Here is a 19,307-nt window from a genome sequence, read left to right on the forward strand (position 1 = left end):
CCGCCGTTTTCAGCTCCGCAGAACCCGCCTTCCTCCGGCCACCGCGTTTAACTTTGTTGAAGCTGCGCTTTCAGGCAGCCGCCATGCGCTTGGCGCGTCCACACAAAAGGCTACCTGAAAATCCAAATAACGGTTTTAACGTTGTTGCGGCTGCATTTTCAGGTAGCCTATTTTTGCTTCACGCCCGCCTAGAATTTATAGGTGTATTGCAAGCCCAGGATGTGCGAATGGCTTTTGAACTTGGCCGAGCCGGTGGTGCGGCTGGACACGCAGGCCTGCGAGCCGGGGCCGGCAGCCGTGCCGCCGCACCAGCCGTTTACGTTGGCCGAAGTGTTTTTCACGTGCACGTAGCTGTAGGCCAGGCTCACGCTGTGCTGCGGCGTGAGGTCGTATTTGCCGCCGAGCGAGAACCAGATACGGTCGGCGTCGGGCAGCGTGCTCATGCGCGTGTCGGCGCCGCGCACCGGCGCTTGGTCGTAGGCCACGCCGAAGCGCAGTTGCAGCGGATTGGTGATTTGGTAAGAGGCGCCGAGGGAAACTTTGTAGGTGTTGCGCCACTGCGGCGTGAGGATGGTTTGGCTGCTGCGGGCCGGCGCGGCGGGGTTTTGCGGGTTGGCCACCACTTTCTGGTTTTCAAAATTCAGCTCCACGCGGTTGAAGCGCGAGTGGCGCGTCCAAGTGGCGTCACCGTAGAGCGACCAGCGCGGCGAAAGCTTATACATGCCGTGCAGCGACAGCGATTCGGGGGTGATGATTTTCACGTGCGCCCCTTCGGAGGCGGCATAGCCGTTGGCGCGGATGGCGTTGGCCAGCGCGCCGCCCATCGGCGTTTAAAAAGCCGTGCCCACCAGTTTCCATTCGGCATCGCCGCTCAGGGTGTGATTCACTTTGGAGCGGTAGTTCACGCCCAGGCGCAGCGAATCGTTCACGTCCCACAGCCAGGCCAGGTTGTAGCCGAAGCCCCAATCGCTGCCTTCCACGCTGGCGTAGCCGTCGGCAAAGCCGTTGCGGCGCAGCGGCGGAAAGGCGCCGAAGTTGGCATATTGGCGCAGGTTGGCCGAGGTATGCTGCGCCACTAAGCCCACGGCCACGGAATGTTGGTCGTTGATTTTATAGGCCACGGTGGGCTGCACGGCGATGGTTTTCAGGCCCAGCTCGTTTAAGTTGTAGCGCAGCACGGAATCGTGCTGGTATTCGGTGCCCGAGCCGAAAGGCACGTACACGCCCAAGCCCAGCGCCACATCGTCGTTCAGGCGGTGCGACAGGTAGAAATGCGGCGCCAGCACCACATCTTGCGGGCGGATGTTGCCGGAAGCGGCGCCCTGCACGCGCTCGCTGCCGCCGGGATAGTAGGCTTCGGCGTTTTCATATTTCACGCTCGGCGCCACCAGGTTCACATTGATGCTGGCCTGCGTGCCGTCAAGCTTGGTGAGGCCGGCGGGGTTGTGGAACAGGGTGGAGGGGTCGATGGCTTCGGCGGAGGAGGCGTTGGCCGTGGCCTGGCTGCTCACAGACTGGGTGCCGAAATGATAGCCGGAAGCCCAGGCCGGCAGGCTGAAAGAGGCGGCCACAAGCAAGGCAAGACGGGTGAGGCGGTAAGTATTCATCATGATTCTGCTGTCAATAAAGCCGGTGTTGGCAGCCGGCGCAATAAACGGTTCGTAACGGTTGGCTTCGTGAAAGCTTGCGTTTTGGCTTCGCGGAAACTGCGTTTTAGCTTCGCAGAAACTCACTTCGCTCGTTTTCAGGTAGCCTATATTTGGATGCGGCAACCGGCTACCTGAAAAGTTACACCATAACGTTGAGTAGCTATTCTACCGGAAGATTTGTCTAAAAATGAACTTTGCGGCATTTCTATGGCGCTTAGTAATGTTAGGATTGGTAAATTTCCAACAGTTTTCTGATTTGATATGAGCAATTTGTGCTATTTTGAAATATTACGCTCACAAATTGCTTTTAACAGACATGAAATTGCGCAGACGGCATGACTGTGCGCCTTCCGGCCAACCTGCCGAATTAGCCAAACCGTCGAACGGCAGGTGCCAAACGCTGCAAACGCAAAAATCCCCTTGGCTTCACCAAGGGGATTTTAAAATTTGGTTGCGGGGGCAGGATTTGAACCTACGACCTTCGGGTTATGAGCCCGACGAGCTACCATGCTGCTCCACCCCGCGTCAGGGAAGGCGGAATATACGCGCTTGGATGGGGCTTGTCAAGTTTTCAGGTAGCCTGTTTGCGTGAGGCTACCTGAAAATTTCTGCCAAACCAAATCATTGCCGGCAGAATTTATTTGTCTTCCTTATCGGGAATCGGCCGCCACAGCACCAGCTGCTTGCCGATGTGCTGCACCAACTCGGCGCCGGTGGCGGCACACAATGCTTCGGCGATGGCAATCCGTTCCTGCCTGTCGTCTCCGGCCACCTGCACTTTAATCAGCCCGCGCGCGGTGAGGCGGGTGTCGGTTTCTTTGACCACGGCCTCGGTCAGCCCTTGCTTGCCGATAAGTACGGTGGGGCGCAGTTGGTGTGCTTGTTGTTTGAAACGGCGGATGTCTTCGGTGCTGAGTGGTGAGGGCATGGTGTTGGTCTGTGTTGGGGTTGTTGGATTGGGCGGAACAGGCTACCTGAAAGCGCAGCTTCAACGAAGTTAAAACGAGTGGAGCAAGTTTTCAGGTAGCCTGCATGGGAGAAACGCTTAACCGGCCACGCTGTCGAAGCGGCGGGCGGCCTCATCCCAGTTCACCACGTGCCAGAAGGCTTTGATGTAGTCGGGGCGGCGGTTTTGGTATTTCAGATAGTAGGCGTGTTCCCACACATCCAAGCCGATGATCGGGAAGCCGGAGGCGCCGGCTACGGCCTGACCCATCAGCGGGGAATCTTGGTTGGCGGTGGAAACGACTTTGAGTTTGCCGTTTTCATACACCAGCCAGGCCCAACCGGAGCCGAAGCGGCTGGCGGCGGCTTTTTCAAACTCGGCCTGGAAGGCTTCCACGCTGCCGAAATCACGCTCGATGGCGGCTTTGAGCTTGCCTTGCAGGGTGGTGCCGGTTTTCAGGATCTGCCAAAACAGGCTGTGGTTGGCATGGCCGCCGGCGTTGTTGCGCAGGGGGGTGCGCAGGTTTTCGGGCAGCTCGGCGAGGCGGGAAATCAGTTCTTCGGCAGGAAGGCTGACCCACTCGGGCAGGTTGGCGAGCACGGCGTTGGCGTTGTTTACATAGGCCTGGTGGTGTTTGCTGTGGTGGATTTCCATGGTTTGCGCGTCGAAATGCGGCTCGAGCGCGTCATAAGCATAAGGCAGGGCGGGCAGTTGGTAAGACATGATGGTTTCCTTTTTCAGATGTGGTTTTCGAGCGGGCAATGATAAGTTTTATCCATTGGCAATTCAAGGGTTTTTTTGCTATCGCCCCGGTTGGGATAATTTTGGCTGTGCCCAAGCCTGTGCTTTTTTCAGGTAGCCTTTGAGGCGCGGCCAAGCGGCCATATCGGCTCCCGCCCACTTCCTTGTATGGAAAAGAAATACCGTCGGCGTTATAATGCGCGGTTTCCAAAATATTTTCCGCACCCTGCGGCACAAAGCAAACATGAAACCTATCCGCAACATCGCCATCATCGCCCACGTCGATCACGGCAAAACCACGCTCGTAGACCAACTCCTGCGCCAATCCGGCACCTTCCGCGCCAACCAGCATGTGGACGAGCGCGTGATGGACAGCAACGATCTCGAAAAAGAACGCGGCATCACCATCCTCGCCAAAAACACCGCCATCGAATACGAAGGCTACCACATCAATATTGTAGACACCCCCGGCCACGCCGACTTCGGCGGCGAAGTGGAGCGTGTGCTCGGCATGGTCGATTGCGTGCTGCTCTTGGTGGATGCCCAAGAAGGCCCGATGCCGCAAACCCGCTTCGTCACCAAAAAAGCGCTGGCGCTCGGCCTGAAGCCCATCGTGGTGATCAACAAAATCGACAAGCCCACCGCCCGCGCCAGCTGGGTGATCGACCAAACTTTTGATTTGTTCGACAACCTCGGCGCCAGCGAAGAACAGCTCGACTTCCCCATCGTGTATGCCTCCGGCCTTTCCGGCTTCGCCAAGCTGCACGAAGAAGACGAGAGCAGCGATATGCGCCCCCTGTTTGAAACCATCCTCAAATACACCCCGCCGCCTTCCGGCAGCCCCGACGCACCACTGCAACTGCAGATTTCCCAACTCGATTACGACAACTACACCGGCCGCCTCGGCATCGGCCGCATCCTCAACGGCAAAATCCGCCCCGGCCAAACCGTGGCCGTGATGAACCACGACAAACAAATCGCCCAAGGCCGCATCAACCAGCTACTCGGTTTCAGCGGGCTGGAGCGCGTGCCGCAGCAGGAAGCCGAAGCCGGCGACATCGTGCTGATTTCCGGCATCGACGAAATCGGCATCGGCGTGACCATCTGCGACAAAGACAACCCCATCGGCCTGCCCATGCTCAGCGTGGACGAGCCCACCCTCACCATGGATTTCATGGTGAACACCAGCCCGCTGGCCGGCACCGAAGGCAAGTTCGTCACCAGCCGCCAAATCCGCGACCGCCTGCAACGCGAGCTGCTCACCAATGTGGCCCTGCGCGTGGAAGACACCGCCGATGCCGACGTGTTCCGCGTGTCCGGCCGCGGCGAGCTGCACCTGACGATTTTGCTGGAAAACATGCGCCGCGAAGGTTATGAGTTGGCCGTGGGCAAACCGCGCGTGGTGTACCGCGACATCGACGGGCAAAAATGCGAGCCGTATGAAAACCTCACCGTAGACGTACCCGACGACAACCAAGGCGCGGTGATGGAAGAACTCGGCCGCCGCCGCGGCGAGCTCACCAATATGGAAAGCGACGGCCACGGCCGCACCCGCCTCGAATACCACATCCCCGCCCGCGGCCTGATCGGCTTCCAAGGCGAATTCATGACCCTCACGCGCGGTGTCGGCCTGATGAGCCACGTGTTCGACGACTACGCCCCCGTGAAGCCCGACATGCCCGGCCGCCACAACGGCGTGCTGGTTTCCCAAGAGCAAGGCGAAGCCGTGGCTTATGCCCTGTGGAACCTGGAAGAGCGCGGCCGCATGTTCGTGTCGCCCAACGACAAGATTTACGAAGGCATGATCATCGGCATCCACAGCCGCGACAACGACCTGGTGGTGAACCCGCTCAAGGGTAAAAAGCTCACCAACGTGCGCGCCAGCGGAACGGACGAAGCCGTGCGCCTCACCACGCCGATTAAGCTCACGCTGGAAAGCGCGGTGGAGTTTATCGACGACGACGAACTGGTGGAAATCACCCCCAAATCCATCCGCCTGCGCAAACGCTACCTGAGCGAGCTCGAACGCCGCCGCCATTTTAAAAAGCTGGATTAAGGCCAACAAAAACGGCTGCACACGCCAAGCCGGCAAAAGGCTACCTGAAAACGATGTGTTGCGAAGCAAGGCTGAGTTTCTGCAAAGCTAAAAACCGCCACATCATTTTTCAGGTAGCCTTTCCAATCGGCAGCCGGCAATCCCACATATCTCCAACCAGCTATTCTCCACGAAAGATACCCCCATGACCTTCGCCTACTGGAGCGTCCTCATCGCCGCCCTGATGCCCCTATTCTGCGCCGCCTACGCCAAAAAAGCCGGCGGCTTCCACTTTGACCGCGACAACGGCAACCCGCGCGGCTTCCTCGCCCACACCACCGGCCTGGCTGCCCGCGCCAACGCCGCCCAGCAAAACGGTTTTGAAGCCTTCGCCCCCTTTGCCGCCGCCGTCATCATCGCCCACAGCACTGGCAACGCCGCGCAAGCCACCATCAACTTTTGGGCCGCCGCCTTCCTCCTCTGCCGCGCCGCCTTCATCTATTGCTATCTGAAAGACAAAGCCCGCCAGCGCTCCCTGGCCTGGCTGGGCGGCTTCGCCTGCATTCTTGCCCTGTTTGTTGCAGCGGCGTGATTCCGGTTTCACAGCCTGCCCTCCCTAAAAAGGCTACCTGAAAGCGCAGCCTCAACGAAGTGGACTGATGTCTTACGAAGCAAGGCTGAGTTTCTGCAAAGCCAAAATTTGCCGCATTATTTTTCAGGTAGCCTTTTCTTCATTCCCCCAAGCCAAGCCTATGCCCACCGCAGAATCGGCTATAATGCCGCCGTTTCCAACCCTACCCACAGGCAGGCATCATGAACGATTTCCGGCAGGATTTCCTGCGTTTCGCGCTGGAGCAGGATGTGTTGCGCTTCGGCGAATTTGTTACCAAAGCAGGGCGGCTCTCGCCCTATTTCTTCAACGCCGGACTGTTTAACGACGGCGCCTCCACCCTCACGCTGGCGCGCTTCTACGCGCAGGCCATTCTCGAGAGCGGCATCGAGTTCGACATGCTGTTCGGCCCGGCCTACAAAGGCATCGTGCTGGCTTCGTCCACCGCCATGATGCTGGCCGAGCGCGGGCGCAACGTGCCCTTTGCCTACAACCGCAAGGAAGCCAAAGACCACGGCGAGGGCGGCACGCTGGTGGGCGCGCCGCTGGCCGGGCGGGTGCTGATTATCGACGACGTGATGTCGGCCGGCACTTCGGTGCGTGAATCGCTGCGCCTGATTGAGGCGGCGGGCGCGGTGCCGGCCGGAGTGGCGATTGCGCTCGACCGCATGGAAAAAGGCACGGGCGAACTCTCTGCCGTGCAGGAAGTGCGCCGGCAATACGGCTTGCCGGTGGTGCCGATTGCCAGCCTGCGCGACTTGCTCGCCTTGCTGGCAGACGACGCGCAATTTAGGCAGCATCTGGCGCCGGTGCAGGCCTACCGCGACCGCTACGGCGTGTCCGACTGATACAGGCTACCTGAAAACAAGGCTAAATTTCCACGCAACCAAAAGTTTAAATCGTTTTCGGGCAGCCTGCCCTTCAGGCTGGGCTGGCCGAAACTGATCGCCGCCATATTTTCAGGTAGCCTTTTGCATACGCTGCCCGATTCCCCGCGCAGCAAAAAAGCAGGCTTTCCAGCCTGCTTTACTTATGCCTACTTGGTTTGCACGCCCCTTGGCTTCGCGGCCTAAGGGCTACCTGAAACCTATTCTTCCACGCTCAGCTTGCCGCTCGGTTCGGCACGGTGTTGGTGCTGCTGTTTTTTGCCTTTGTGTTTCAACACGGCGCGGTCGAGCTTGTCGGCCAAAAGGTCGATGGCGGCATACATATCTTTGTCGGTTTGGTCGAGGTGCAGGTCTTTGCCGGCCATGTGCCAATCCACTTCGGCTTTCTGCTCCAGTTTGTCCACCGAAAGCGTAACGGTGGCGGAAATCACATTGTCGCTGTGGCGCACGATGCGGTCGAGTTTGGTGCTGATGTAGTCTTTCAGGGCATCGGTAACTTCGATGTTGATTCCGTTGATTTTCAGATTCATAACAAACTCCTTGCTAGGTGGGATTGGCCTGTGCCAACGCAGTGCCGCTAACTGCCGGCTTTCTGCTTGCGTTGGTGGGCAGGCGGGAAATTGAGCTCTTCGCGGTATTTGGCCACGGTGCGCCGGGCCAGCACGATGCCTTGCAATGCCAGACGGTCGGCCATGGCGCGGTCGGAGAGCGGTTTGGTTTTGTCTTCGGCCGCAATCAGGCTTTCGATCACCGCCTTCACCGCGCCGGGGCTGATGCCGTCGCTGTCTTCGCTGCCGCTGTAGGCGGCAGCCTGGCTGAAAAAGTAGCGTAATGGAAATATGCCTTGCGGGCAAGCCAAATATTTTTGGTTCACGGCGCGGGATACGGTGCTTTCGGCCAGGCCGAGGTGGGCGGCGGTGTCTTTAATCGTGAGCGGCACTAGGCCGATGGCGCCGAAAGAGAAGAAATCGGCCTGTTTTTCCAAGATGATTTCGGCCAGCCGCAACACGGTGCTTTTGCGCTGCTCCAGCGAGCTGAGCAATACTTTAGCCTCACTGAGCTTTTGTTTCAACTCCGGCGCCTCGCCGCCGTATTCGGCCAGCAGCTCGCAGTATTCCTGATTGAGCTGCAATTGCGGCCAGGCCTGCCGGAACATGCCCACTTTCCATTCGCCGCTTTCCGGGTCGGGGCGGATCCACACATCGGGATCGACGTATTCGGTGTGCCCCGAACCGGCAAGGCCGTAGGCGGGGAAGGGGTTGAGCGCGGCCACCAGCGCCTGCGCCGCCTCAATCGTGGCCACGCTGTATTCGGGAAACTTTTTGCGCACCAGCGGCGAGAGGCTGTTTTTGCCCACTTCGGGCAGGAAGTGCTTCACCAGGCGCACGGCGCAAAACACGGCTTCGCTCGGCTGCTGCCGCGCCAGCTGGAGCAAGAGCGATTCGCCCAAATCGCGCGCGCCCACGCCGGCGGGGTCGAACTGCTGCAAATGGCGCAGGGCTTCGGCCAGGTCTTCTTCTTCCAGCATCCATTCCAGCGGCGAGTTTTCCACGATGTCGGTGAGGCTGTCGTTCAGGTAGCCCTGGTCGTCAAGATAGTCGATTAGGAGGTGCACGAGGGCGGCCTGGCCTTCATCCAGCGGGTGTTCGCACACTTGCGCGTGCAGGCCGCTGCGGAAATCGGCTTCATCGGCCACGGTTTCCCACACGTCGCTCTCTTCCATGCTGTTGGTTTTGCGCGTAATCGGCAGGTCGGCGGAATAGTGCGGCTCGGGCGCGCCGCTGTCGGCGGGGTCGGCCTCGGGGCGCTCCAGCATGGGGTTGTCGGCCAGCCAGCCCTCCACCTCTTCGGCCAGTTCCAGCGACGACATATGCAGAATGCGCAGCGATTGCTGCTGCTTCTGATTGAGCTGCTGGGTTTGGCGCAGTTTGAGTTTGACGGATTGCTGGGTCATGACAGGCTACCTGAAAAAGCGTAACGCTCAGTAATCGAAGTTTTCGCCCAGATACACGGCGCGCACTTCTTCGTTGCCCACCAATTCTGCGGGGCGGCCGCTGGCCAGCACGGCGCCGTTGTTGATGATGTAGGCGCGGTCGCAGATGCGCAGGGTTTCGCGCACGTTGTGGTCGGTAATCAGCACGCCGATGCCGCGCTGTTTGAGGAAGCCGATGATATTTTGGATGTCGATCACGGCAATCGGATCCACGCCGGCGAAGGGCTCGTCGAGCAGGATGAAGCGCGGGCTCATGGCCAGCACGCGGGCGATTTCCACGCGGCGCCGTTCGCCGCCGGAGAGGGCGGGGGCGGGGCTGTCTTTAAGGTGGGTGATGTTCAAATCGTTGAGCAAATCGGCCAGGCGCGATTCAATCACGTCGCGGTCGGTTTCGTGCAGCTGCAAGATGGCGCGGATGTTTTCGGCCACAGTCATCTTGCGGAAAATCGAGGCTTCCTGCGGCAGATAGCCCAGGCCGAGGCGGGCGCGCTGATACACGGTCATGTGGCGCAGCTGGTGGCCGTCGAGGCTGATTTCGCCGTGGTCGGCGGCCACCAGGCCGACAATCATATAGAAGCTGGTGGTTTTGCCGGCGCCGTTGGGGCCGAGCAGGCCGACCACTTCGCCGCTTTGGATGTCGAGCGAAAAATCCTGCACCACTTGGCGCTGTTTGAAGCTTTTGCGCAGCTGCCGCACGCTGAGTCGGCTGATGGCGGGCTCGGTCATGTTGTGTATTCCTTCAATCTGGGTGGGTAGGGGCTACCTGAAACTCGGGCGGCCTTTGCCTTATTGGTGCAACTGCACGGTTTGGTCGCGCTCCACCGACAGCACGCCTCTGATGCGTTTGAAGCGTTCTGCCGCCTGCGGCAAATCCTGTTGCGGCGGGATGCGCACGGCGAAACCGTGCAGGTTTTCATAGCGGTACACCAGCTCGGCCCGCATGGCCCGCGCGGTTTGCAGCACCTGCCGCGGGGCTTGGGCGGCAGCGGCATCGTAGAAAATAATCAGCACGCGGTTGTCGGCGGCGGTTTGATTGGCGGGCGGGGCGGGCAGTTCGCGTTGCCCGACGGCCGGCGCGGGCTGCGGGGCGGTGCAGGCGGCGAGCGCGGCCAGGCAGGCGAGGCCGATGGCGTGGCGGATGGTAGTCATATTGTGTGCTTTCGTTTGCGGTTTTCAGGTAGCCTTTTCGTTTACCGGTGGAGGCTACCTGAAAAATGTTCGGCGGTTTGCCTGCCCTCTCCCGCAGGGAAAGAGGCAGGTTTCAGGCAGCATTCGCCGTTTCGGGCTACCTGAAAGTGTTGGTTTTAAATCAGCAAACGGCTTGGGTTGCGGGCGGCTGTAACACTGCGTTTGCAATTTGCACAATGGTTTGCCGTTTTCACCTTTGCTTTTGATTTTCAGGTAGCCTTTTCGGCTTCTGTTGGGGCTACCTGAAAAATGCCGACCCGGTTTCAGCCCGCCTTCTTTTTGCCCTGCGGCCTGCCCTGCGTGAGGCGGAAGCTGTCGTCGAGCAGCTGGCGGATAAGCGCTTCGTCGGCCCGCGCCAATTCGATGCTCAGCCAATGCTCCTTGTTCATGTGGTAGGCGGGCAGGATGCCGGCTTGGGCGCGCATGGCACCGATGTGTTCGGGGCGGCATTTCACATTGAGCAGGGGCACGTTGCGGCCGGGCGTGCGCCCGAGTTTTTCCGCCGGCACGGGCAGGTAGGCGGCAAACCATTTGCGGTTGCCTCCGTGGCGGAACACGGCGTATTCGGGAAAGTGGGCAAAGGGGTAATCGGGCGCGGTGCCGTAGCGTTCGGCGATTGCGGCAAACAGGGTTTCGGCCTTCATCCCGCCTCCGTTATTTCTGCTGCGGCTGGATGGTGATGCTCACACGGCCTTTGTTGGCGTTGCTGCGGCTGCCGCCCAGCACGGTATAGACTTCGGTGCGGGTGTTGTAGGTGATGGTGTCGCCGCTGGCGCGGTCGCCGCCGCGCTCGAGTTTGGCGCCGCCGCTGAGCTTCACGATGCCGGTGGCGGATTGGTATTCCACGCGGGCGGCCTGGCCTTTCACCGTGCCTTGGCGGTCGAGCTGCTGGCCGAAGTGCACCGGGCTGCCGGAGGCGGTCATGGTTTGCGCGCCGTCTTCGGCTTTCACCACGCGCACTTTGGCGGCGCGGATATACATGGTGCCCTGCTGGATGACCACGTTGCCGGAAAATTCGGTGCTGCGGTTGCCTTGGTCGAGCGAGCCTTGGTCGGCTTCGATCTGGATGGGCTGGTTGCGGTCGGAGGTGAGCGCGAGGGCGGCTGGGCTGAGCAGGGCGGCGGCCAGGAGGATGGCGAGCCGTTTATCGTTGCGGGTCATAAATCACTGCCTTTATGCGGGAGGAAAGGTTGAGCAGGCCTTGTTTGTGGTTGTAGGTCATGCCTTGGGCGGTGCCGTGGGAGGCGCCGTAGCGGTAATTGACCAAAGCTTGGGTGTGCGCGGTTTGGGTTTGGGTGTTTACGGTGAGGCTGTCGGTTTCGAGGCGGCCGGCGGGCTGGGCGGCGGTGGCGGGCTTGTCAAACACCACGTTTTTCTCAAACACGATTTGGTTTTCGCCAACCAGATAATGCGCCTGCCGGGCGCTTATCCGATACAGCATCTGGCCGCCTTGGGCAAATTCGATTTCCGGGTCGGCCAGGTAGCCGTCTTTGCGGTTGGGAAACTGCCAGGCGCGGCTGGCGGTGAGCTGCTGGGCCACGCTGCCGTCGGCGGCGAAGCGGCGGCCTTGGATGCCGAAAATCTGGTATTGCGGCTCGCGCGGGTCGAGCGGGGTTTCTTCGGTTTCGAGTTGGCTGATGCGGTCGAGCCAGAAGCTGACGCCGCCCAGGGCCAGCGCCAAAACGAGGGGAAACCACCAGCCGCCGAATCGTTTGATCATTGCGTGTATTGCTCCAGAGCGGTTTTCAGGTAGCCTTTGGCCTGCATGATGAGGTCGCACAATTCGCGCACGGCGCCGGCGCCGGCCGGGCGGCGGGTAACGTAGGCGGCGTGTTGCAGCACGAAGGGATGCGCTTCGGGTACGGCGGCGGGCAGGCCGCAGCGCACCATCACGGGCAGATCCACCACGTCGTCGCCGATGTAGGCGCATTCGTGTTCGGCCACGCCGGCGGCAGCGCGCAATTCGGCATAGGCGGCGTGTTTGTTGCTGATGCCTTTGAAATAATAATGGATGCCGAGCTGCTTGGCGCGCAGGGCAACGGAGGGGGCGTCGCGGCCGGTGATGATGGCGCTTTGCACGCCGCATTGGTGCAGCATTTTGATGCCGTGCCCGTCGAGCGTGTGGAAGGCTTTGATTTCTTCGCCGTTGTCGCGGATGAAGATGCGGCCGTCGGTAAGCACGCCGTCCACATCCATAATCAGCAGTTTGATTTGGGCGGCGGCGCGGGCGATCTCGGCGGGCAGCTCTGGCGGGTAGGGGGGCATGCGGTGTCCAAAGTGTCTAAATGGGGATATGCCTTAATGATAACATGCGGCGGCGCAGGCACAAACCGTATCGGCACGGTTTTTGCTTGCGGCGGCGCGTTTTAGCGGCAAAAGGCTACCTGAAAATATAAGTTTCAACGGAATGGGCCGGTATCTGGCGAAGCCAGGCTGAGTTTCTGCGAAACCCAATATCCAGATTATTTTTCAGGTAGCCTTTTGCTCCCTCCAACTACTTATTACTTGGCAATACTTTTTACATATATTGACTTCTTGTGTCGTTTTCCAGTATAAGCAAAACCAAGCTGTTTGCTTTTCCGGCTGAAACGCATTTTCCCCGCCCACAAAGGAAGGGGTGAAACGTTTCCGCCAGATGGCCGAAGCCCTTGTTCCTCATACCGCGTTCCTCAGCCTTGTGACGAAAAAGTGCTTCGGCCTTTGCTTTCAGCCGCACATCAAAACCGCCCCCAAGCGCGGTCATCCCCCAGCGGAAGCAAAATCCGCCCGCAACACGACAACTAAAACAAGGAGCAGCTCATGAACCCGATGTACATCACCTTCGGCATCTATCTGGTTGCCGTTCTCCTCATCGGCCTCGCGGCCTATTTCTCCACCCGCAATTTCGACGACTACATCCTCGGCGGCCGCAGCCTGGGCCCGTTTGTTACCGCCATGTCGGCGGGCGCTTCGGATATGTCCGGCTGGCTCTTGATGGGCCTGCCCGGCGCGGTGTATTTGAGCGGGCTGAGCAAATCGTGGATCGCCATCGGCCTGATTATCGGCGCCTACCTCAACTGGCGGCTGGTGGCCGGCCGGCTGCGCGTGCACACCGAATACAACAACAACGCGCTCACCCTGCCGGAATACTTCTACCACCGCTTCGGCGCGCAGGGCAAAACCATGAAAGTGGTGTCTGCCGCCATTATCTTGTTTTTCTTCACCATTTATTGCACCAGCGGTATTGTGGCCGGCGCACGGCTGTTTCAGAGCCTGTTTGAAGGCATGAGCTACAACACCGCCATGTGGCTGGGCGCGGGCGCCACCATCGCCTACACCTTCATCGGCGGCTTCCTGGCCGTGAGCTGGACGGACACCGTACAAGCCACGCTGATGATTTTCGCGCTGATCCTCACGCCGGTGATGGTGTATCTGGGCGTGGGCGGGGCAGACGAAATGCGCGCCGCCATACAGGCCGCCGCGGCAAGCAGCGGCAAGGAATACGACAGCCTGCTGCACGGCACCACCTTGCTGGGCATCATTTCCACCGCCGCCTGGGGCTTGGGCTACTTCGGCCAGCCGCACATCCTGGCGCGCTTCATGGCTGCCGAGAGCGTGAAATCGCTGGTGTCCGCCCGCCGCATCGGCATGACTTGGATGATTTTGTGCTTGGGCGGCGCGGTGGCCGTGGGCTATTTCGGCATCGCCTATTTCGGCGCTCATCCCGAGCAGACGGCCGCCATGCAGGGCGACCACGAGCGCGTGTTTATCGCCCTTTCCACCCTGCTGTTCAACCCGTGGATTGCCGGCGTGATTTTAAGCGCGATTCTGGCAGCGGTGATGTCCACCTTATCCTGCCAGCTGCTGGTGTGCTCCAGCGCGATTGCGGAGGATTTCTACAAAGGCTTCCTGCGCCCGAACGCGCCGCAGCAGGAATTGGTGTGGATCGGCCGCATCATGGTGCTGGCCGTGGCTGTGATTGCCATCCTGATTGCCGCCGACCCGGAAAGCAAAGTGCTGCAGCTGGTGGAGTTTGCCTGGGCGGGCTTCGGCGCGGCCTTCGGCCCGGTGGTGATCTTATCCGTATTGTGGAAGCGCATCACCGCCAACGGCGCGCTGTGGGGCATGATTGCCGGCGCGGTGGCCACAGTGCTGTGGGTGCAATATGCCAATCCGGCGCTGGCTGCAGCCGGCTTCGGCACGCTGTATGAAATCATCCCCGGCTTCATTGCCTGCACGCTGGTTGCCGTGGCCGTATCCCTCGCGGGCCGGGAACCGGCCGAGGCAATCCGCCAACGCTTCGAACAGGCGGATGCGGATTACCGCGCGGCCAGATAAGCCTGGATTGAGGTTACCTGAAACGACGTTGGGGCACATAAAATGCCGCTCCATGATTTTCAGGTAGCCTTCCGCCTGCCGCAGGCTACCTGAAAACCTAAGCTTCCCTCCGCTGCATTGCGGCTTGCGTTTGAGCTGTGCATCAACACTTTTTTCAGGTAGCCTCCCCGTTGCCATATAAACATTTTTTTACATCCGCCGCCCCAAGTGCGGCAGATTGGTTTATGATTCCATTTTTCAAACATGAGCCGAACGGATGACTCAAGATAAAGGCAGGCTACCTGAAAAATTCAGCTAGCCTACCGCCCACACCAAACCACGGAGACCACTATGTTTCAATTCGCCCACCCCCAGCAAACCGAACTGCGCCAAGCCATTACCCAAGCCTACCGCCGCGACGAAACCGAAGCCGTGCAAGACATGCTCGAGCGCGCGCAGATGAGCCAGGAAGAGCGCACCGCCGCCGACCGGCTTGCCCGCCAATTGGTGAAACAAGTGCGCGAAAGCCGGCGCCGCGCCAGCGGGGTGGACGCACTGATGCACGAATTCTCCCTCTCCAGCGAAGAAGGCATCGCCCTGATGTGTTTGGCCGAAGCCCTCCTGCGCATTCCCGACAAAGCCACCCGCAACAAACTCATCCACGACAAAATCGCCGGCGGCGACTGGAAAAGCCACCTCGGCAACAGCCCCTCATTATTCGTAAACGCTGCCGCCTGGGGCCTCTTGGTAACCGGCAAGCTCACCACCGCCCCCAGCGGCCAAAACCTCGGCAGCGCCCTCACCCGCATCGTGGGCAAAGGCGGCGAGCCCCTCATCCGCAAAGGCGTAGACTACGCCATGCGCATGCTCGGCAAACAATTCGTTACCGGCCAAACCATCGAAGAAGCCCTGAAAAACGGCAAAGAGCGCGAACAGCTCGGCTACCTCTATTCCTTCGACATGCTCGGTGAAGCCGCCATGACCGAAGCCGATGCCGACCGCTACTACCAAGACTACGTCAACGCCATCCACGCCATCGGCAAAGATGCCGCCGGCAAAGGCATCTACGACGGCAACGGCATTTCTGTGAAACTCTCCGCCATCCACCCGCGCTATTCCCGCGCCCAGCACGAGCGCGTGATGGGCGAGCTCCTGCCGCGCCTGAAAGAATTGTTCCTGCTCGGCAAACAATACGACATCGGCATCAACATCGACGCCGAAGAAGCCAACCGCCTCGAGCTTTCGCTGGATTTGATGGAAGCCCTCGTGTCCGACCCCGACCTCGCCGGCTACCACGGCATCGGCTTCGTGGTGCAGGCCTATCAGAAACGCTGCCCCTTCGTGATCGACTACTTGATCGACCTCGCCCGCCGCAATAATCAGAAGCTGATGATCCGCCTGGTGAAAGGCGCCTATTGGGACAGCGAAATCAAATGGGCGCAGGTGGACGGCATGAACGGCTACCCCACCTACACCCGCAAAGTCCACACCGACATCTCCTACCTCGCCTGCGCGCGCAAACTGCTCGACGCGCAAGACGCCGTGTTCCCGCAATTTGCCACCCACAATGCCTACACCCTGGCCGCGATTTACCAAATGGGCAAAGGCAAACAGTTCGAACACCAATGCCTGCACGGCATGGGCGAAACCTTATACGACCAAGTGGTGGGCCCGCAAAACCTGGGGCGGCACGTGCGCGTGTATGCGCCGGTGGGCACGCATGAAACCCTGCTCGCCTATTTGGTGCGCCGCCTGCTGGAAAACGGCGCCAACACCTCTTTCGTGAACCAGATTGTGGACGAAAACATCAGCATCGACACGCTGATCCGCAGCCCCTTCGACACGCTCGCCGAGCAAGGCATCCACCCGCACAGCGGCCTGCCGCTACCGCGCCATCTGTATGGTGAAGGACGCCTGAATTCGCAGGGCATCGACTTGAGCAACGAAATCGCGCTCCAACAATTGCAGGCCGACATGAACGCCGCCGCCCAGCCCGTGCAGGCCGAACCGCTCTTGGCCGTGCCTGCCGACACCCAGGCGCCGCACGAAGTGCGCAACCCCGCCGACCACGATGAGGTAGTGGGCAGCGCCGCCTTCCTTCAGGTAGCCGCCGTGCCGGAAATCATTGCCGCCGCCAAAGCCGCCGAAGCCGGCTGGGCAGCCGTGAGCGCCGCCGAACGCGCCGAGATGCTGCGCCGCTGCGCCGACCTGCTGGAAGCGCACATGCCCGAGCTGATGGCGCTGGCCGTGCGCGAAGCCGGCAAAACGCTCAACAACGCCATCGCCGAAGTGCGCGAAGCCGTGGATTTCTGCCGCTACTACGCCGACGAAGCCGAACACACGCTACCTGAAAACAGCCAGGGTGTGGGCACCATCGTCGCCATCAGCCCGTGGAACTTCCCGCTGGCCATCTTCACCGGCGAAGTGGTGGCCGCGCTGGCCGCCGGCAACACCGTGATTGCCAAGCCCGCCGAACAAACCAGCCTTATCGCCTACCGCGCCGTGCAGCTGATGCACGAAGCCGGCATCCCGCGTAACGCCTTGCAGCTCGCGCTCGGCGCCGGCGACGTGGGCGCCGCCCTCACGCAAAGCGAGCAAATCAACGGCGTGGTGTTCACCGGCTCCACCGAAGTGGCCCGCCTCATCAACCAAGCCTTGGCCAAACGCAGCGACAACCCTGTGCTGATTGCCGAAACCGGCGGCCAAAACGCCATGATTGTAGACAGCACCGCGCTGGCCGAACAAGTGTGTGCCGACGTGTTGGTATCCGCTTTCGACAGCGCCGGCCAGCGCTGCTCCGCCCTGCGCATTTTGTGCGTGCAGGAAGATGTGGCCGACCGCATGGTGGGCATGATCCGCGGCGCGATGGACGAGCTGCGCGTGGGCAATCCCGCCGCGCTGAATACCGACATCGGCCCGGTGATCGATGCCGAAGCCCAGGCCAACCTGCAAAGCCACATCGACCGCATGAAAGGCCTCGCCCGCAGCAGCCACCAAATCAGGCTACCTGAAAATGCCGGCAACGCCACCTTCATCGCGCCCACCCTGTTTGAACTGAACAATTTGAACGACTTGCAGCGCGAAGTGTTCGGCCCCATCCTGCACGTTATCCGCTACCGCGCCGACGAGCTGGACGACCTGATCGACCAAATCAACGGTAAAGGCTACGCCCTCACCGGCGGTATCCACAGCCGCATCGACGGCACAGTGGAACACATCCGCCGCCGCATCGAAGCCGGCAACGTGTATGTGAACCGCAATATCGTGGGCGCCGTGGTGGGTGTGCAGCCCTTCGGCGGCCACAGCCTCTCCGGCACCGGCCCCAAAGCCGGCGGCCCCTTCTACCTGCAACGCCTCAGCAAGCTCGCCACCTGGCGCGCCCCGCAAACCACCCGCAGCGGCCAGGCCGACGAAGCCGCGCTCAACCGCCTGCAAACCATCCTGCAAAGCCTGCCGCTCAGCCAAGAGCAGAAGCTGGATTTGGCCGGCAGCCTCGGCCGCGCCCGCATACACACCCTGCGATGCGCCGAGCAAGTGCTGCGCGGCCCCACCGGCGAGCACAACGTATTGAGCTGGCAGGCTCCGCACCGCGTGTGGCTCTATGGCGGCAGCCTGCCCCAAGCCTTCACCGCCTGGGTGGAGCTGGCCGGCTCCGGCATCCGCGCCGTGGTGGATGAGCAGCACCCGCTGGCCGCCTATGCTGAACAGGCCGCCGACCTGTTGGAAGTGTCCGCCACTCCCGCCTCCGCCGACATCAGCCACGTGGTTGCGCTCGAGCCGTTGAGCCCCGAGCTCAAACAGGCCCTGGCCGGCCGCGAGGGCGCCTTGGTGCGCATCATTGATGCCGCTCAGGGCGTGGACGTGTTACAGCTGTTTGAAGAAATCTCCTGCAGCATCAACACCACCGCAGCCGGCGGCAACGCCCACCTGATGGCCGCCAGCGACAACTAAACGGCTTGCCGATAAAAAAGGCTACCTGAAAACGCAACGCAGTGAAGTTTCTGCGAAGCTAAAATTTCAGGTAGCCTTATATATTGCACGAACAACAGCCGCTCAACCCCGCCGTTTCGCCCACAGCTTCATCAGCGGCAACACCGCTGCGCAGGCAACTGCGCCCACGGCCAGGCCCACCAGCAGCGAAGCCAGCATGCCAGAGAAGCCCTCGCTCCAGTGGCGCGCGTGCAGCCATTGGTGCAGCGCACCCCAGTTGTGGGCGAAAATGCCGCCGCCCACGAGGAACATGGCCAGCGTGCCCACGATGCTGATACCGCGCATAAACCACGGCATAAACAGGATGATGGCCTTGCCCGCCGCCGCCGTGGCCGGCCGGCGCATCAGCGCCAGGCCGAAATCGTCGGCCTTCACAATCAGCGCCACGATGCCGTACACAAACACGGTGAGCCCGATGCCGATGAGGAGCAGGCTGACGATCTGTGTGGTGAGCGGAGATTCGGCCACCACGCCCAGCGCGATGATGACGATTTCGGCGGAGAGGATGAAATCGGTGCGGATGGCGCCTTTGATTTTGGCGTTTTCGTCCACGATTTCGTCAGGCACGGTGTGTGCGGCGCCTTCGTGGCGGTGCAGGAATTTGTGCAGCAGTTTTTCCACGCCCTCGAAACACAAATAGCCGCCGCCGAACATCAACAGCGGGGTAATCAGTGCGGGGGCGAACACGGAGAGCAGCAGCGCGGCCGGAATCAGAATCAGCTTGTTCACCAGCGAGCCCTTGGCCACCGCCCACACAATCGGTAGCTCGCGGTCGGCGCGCACGCCGGTAACCTGGTTGGCATTGAGCGCCAAATCGTCGCCCACCACGCCGGCGGTTTTTTTGGCGGCCACTTTGGTCATCAGCGCCACGTCGTCGAGCACGGACACGATGTCGTCGAGCAAGGTGAGGAGGGAGGAAAAAGCCATGTGGAATCCTTGGGGTAAGTTTTTCAGGTAGCCTTTTCGGCGTAT

Annotated in this window: 16 protein-coding genes, 1 tRNA gene and 1 pseudogene; 5 read left to right on the top strand and 13 right to left on the bottom strand. The window is 60.7% G+C overall.

What is annotated here, in order from left to right:
• Positions 1-188: 188 nt before the first annotated feature.
• From H9Q10_RS00320 to sodA, 4 genes and pseudogenes are all read right to left on the bottom strand, one after another.
• Positions 189-1,607, bottom strand: a pseudogene (locus tag H9Q10_RS00320) (OmpP1/FadL family transporter).
• A 490-nt stretch (positions 1,608-2,097) separates the two neighbouring features.
• Positions 2,098-2,174, bottom strand: a tRNA-Met gene (locus H9Q10_RS00325).
• 112 nt (positions 2,175-2,286) lie between these two features.
• Entirely contained in the window at positions 2,287-2,577 is a 291-nt protein-coding gene (gene yhbY / locus H9Q10_RS00330; RefSeq protein WP_197902059.1) for a ribosome assembly RNA-binding protein YhbY, read from the bottom strand.
• Between the two features lie 117 nt (positions 2,578-2,694).
• On the bottom strand, positions 2,695-3,318 hold the full coding sequence (gene sodA / locus H9Q10_RS00335; protein ID WP_197902060.1) for a superoxide dismutase [Mn]: 624 nt from the start codon (positions 3,316-3,318) through the stop codon (positions 2,695-2,697).
• A gap of 262 nt (positions 3,319-3,580) precedes the next feature.
• On the opposite strand from sodA, the gene typA reads away from it, so the two are divergent.
• From typA to pyrE, 3 genes are all read left to right on the top strand, one after another.
• A complete protein-coding gene (gene typA, locus H9Q10_RS00340; protein WP_197902061.1) occupies positions 3,581-5,392 on the top strand; it encodes a translational GTPase TypA in 1,812 nt (603 codons plus the stop codon).
• A 184-nt stretch (positions 5,393-5,576) separates the two neighbouring features.
• Positions 5,577-5,963, top strand: a complete 387-nt coding sequence (locus tag H9Q10_RS00345) for an MAPEG family protein (RefSeq protein WP_197902062.1) — start codon at positions 5,577-5,579, stop codon at positions 5,961-5,963.
• A gap of 221 nt (positions 5,964-6,184) precedes the next feature.
• Positions 6,185-6,829: an orotate phosphoribosyltransferase gene (gene pyrE / locus H9Q10_RS00350; RefSeq protein WP_197902063.1), complete on the top strand. Its 645-nt coding sequence runs from the start codon at positions 6,185-6,187 to the stop codon at positions 6,827-6,829.
• Positions 6,830-7,068: 239 nt separating this feature from the next.
• Here pyrE and hpf read toward each other — a convergent pair whose 3' ends face one another.
• The 8 genes from hpf to H9Q10_RS00390 form a co-directional block, all read right to left on the bottom strand.
• Positions 7,069-7,398: a ribosome hibernation-promoting factor, HPF/YfiA family gene (gene hpf, locus H9Q10_RS00355; protein WP_197902064.1), complete on the bottom strand. Its 330-nt coding sequence runs from the start codon at positions 7,396-7,398 to the stop codon at positions 7,069-7,071.
• A gap of 47 nt (positions 7,399-7,445) precedes the next feature.
• On the bottom strand, positions 7,446-8,822 hold the full coding sequence (gene rpoN, locus H9Q10_RS00360; RefSeq protein ID WP_197902065.1) for an RNA polymerase factor sigma-54: 1,377 nt from the start codon (positions 8,820-8,822) through the stop codon (positions 7,446-7,448).
• Positions 8,823-8,849: 27 nt separating this feature from the next.
• On the bottom strand, positions 8,850-9,587 hold the full coding sequence (gene lptB, locus H9Q10_RS00365) for an LPS export ABC transporter ATP-binding protein (RefSeq protein WP_197902066.1): 738 nt from the start codon (positions 9,585-9,587) through the stop codon (positions 8,850-8,852).
• Between the two features lie 60 nt (positions 9,588-9,647).
• On the bottom strand, positions 9,648-10,010 hold the full coding sequence (locus tag H9Q10_RS00370; protein ID WP_197902067.1) for a protease inhibitor I9 family protein: 363 nt from the start codon (positions 10,008-10,010) through the stop codon (positions 9,648-9,650).
• 302 nt (positions 10,011-10,312) lie between these two features.
• The gene (locus H9Q10_RS00375; protein ID WP_197902068.1) at positions 10,313-10,693 is read right to left on the bottom strand and encodes an MmcQ/YjbR family DNA-binding protein; all 381 of its coding nucleotides are present in this window, start codon (positions 10,691-10,693) and stop codon (positions 10,313-10,315) included.
• A gap of 10 nt (positions 10,694-10,703) precedes the next feature.
• The gene (gene lptA, locus H9Q10_RS00380) at positions 10,704-11,210 is read right to left on the bottom strand and encodes a lipopolysaccharide transport periplasmic protein LptA (RefSeq protein ID WP_197902069.1); all 507 of its coding nucleotides are present in this window, start codon (positions 11,208-11,210) and stop codon (positions 10,704-10,706) included.
• On the bottom strand, positions 11,194-11,769 hold the full coding sequence (lptC, locus tag H9Q10_RS00385) for an LPS export ABC transporter periplasmic protein LptC (RefSeq protein WP_197902070.1): 576 nt from the start codon (positions 11,767-11,769) through the stop codon (positions 11,194-11,196). The genes lptA and lptC overlap by 17 nt, the downstream gene beginning before the upstream one ends.
• Complete coding sequence (locus tag H9Q10_RS00390; RefSeq protein WP_197902071.1) at positions 11,766-12,314, bottom strand: KdsC family phosphatase; 549 nt, start codon at positions 12,312-12,314, stop codon at positions 11,766-11,768. Before H9Q10_RS00390 ends, lptC begins: the two co-directional genes overlap by 4 nt.
• A gap of 534 nt (positions 12,315-12,848) precedes the next feature.
• Here H9Q10_RS00390 and putP point away from each other — a divergent pair.
• The gene (putP, locus tag H9Q10_RS00395; RefSeq protein ID WP_197902072.1) at positions 12,849-14,366 is read left to right on the top strand and encodes a sodium/proline symporter PutP; all 1,518 of its coding nucleotides are present in this window, start codon (positions 12,849-12,851) and stop codon (positions 14,364-14,366) included.
• 330 nt (positions 14,367-14,696) lie between these two features.
• Entirely contained in the window at positions 14,697-18,296 is a 3,600-nt protein-coding gene (gene putA / locus H9Q10_RS00400; protein ID WP_197902073.1) for a bifunctional proline dehydrogenase/L-glutamate gamma-semialdehyde dehydrogenase PutA, read from the top strand.
• Positions 18,297-18,398: 102 nt separating this feature from the next.
• Here putA and H9Q10_RS00405 read toward each other — a convergent pair whose 3' ends face one another.
• Positions 18,399-19,262: a DUF808 domain-containing protein gene (locus H9Q10_RS00405; protein ID WP_197902074.1), complete on the bottom strand. Its 864-nt coding sequence runs from the start codon at positions 19,260-19,262 to the stop codon at positions 18,399-18,401.
• Positions 19,263-19,307 lie beyond the last annotated feature (45 nt).

This window comes from Eikenella glucosivorans, assembly GCF_016025525.2.
Classification (GTDB): Bacteria; Pseudomonadota; Gammaproteobacteria; order Burkholderiales; family Neisseriaceae; genus Eikenella; species Eikenella glucosivorans.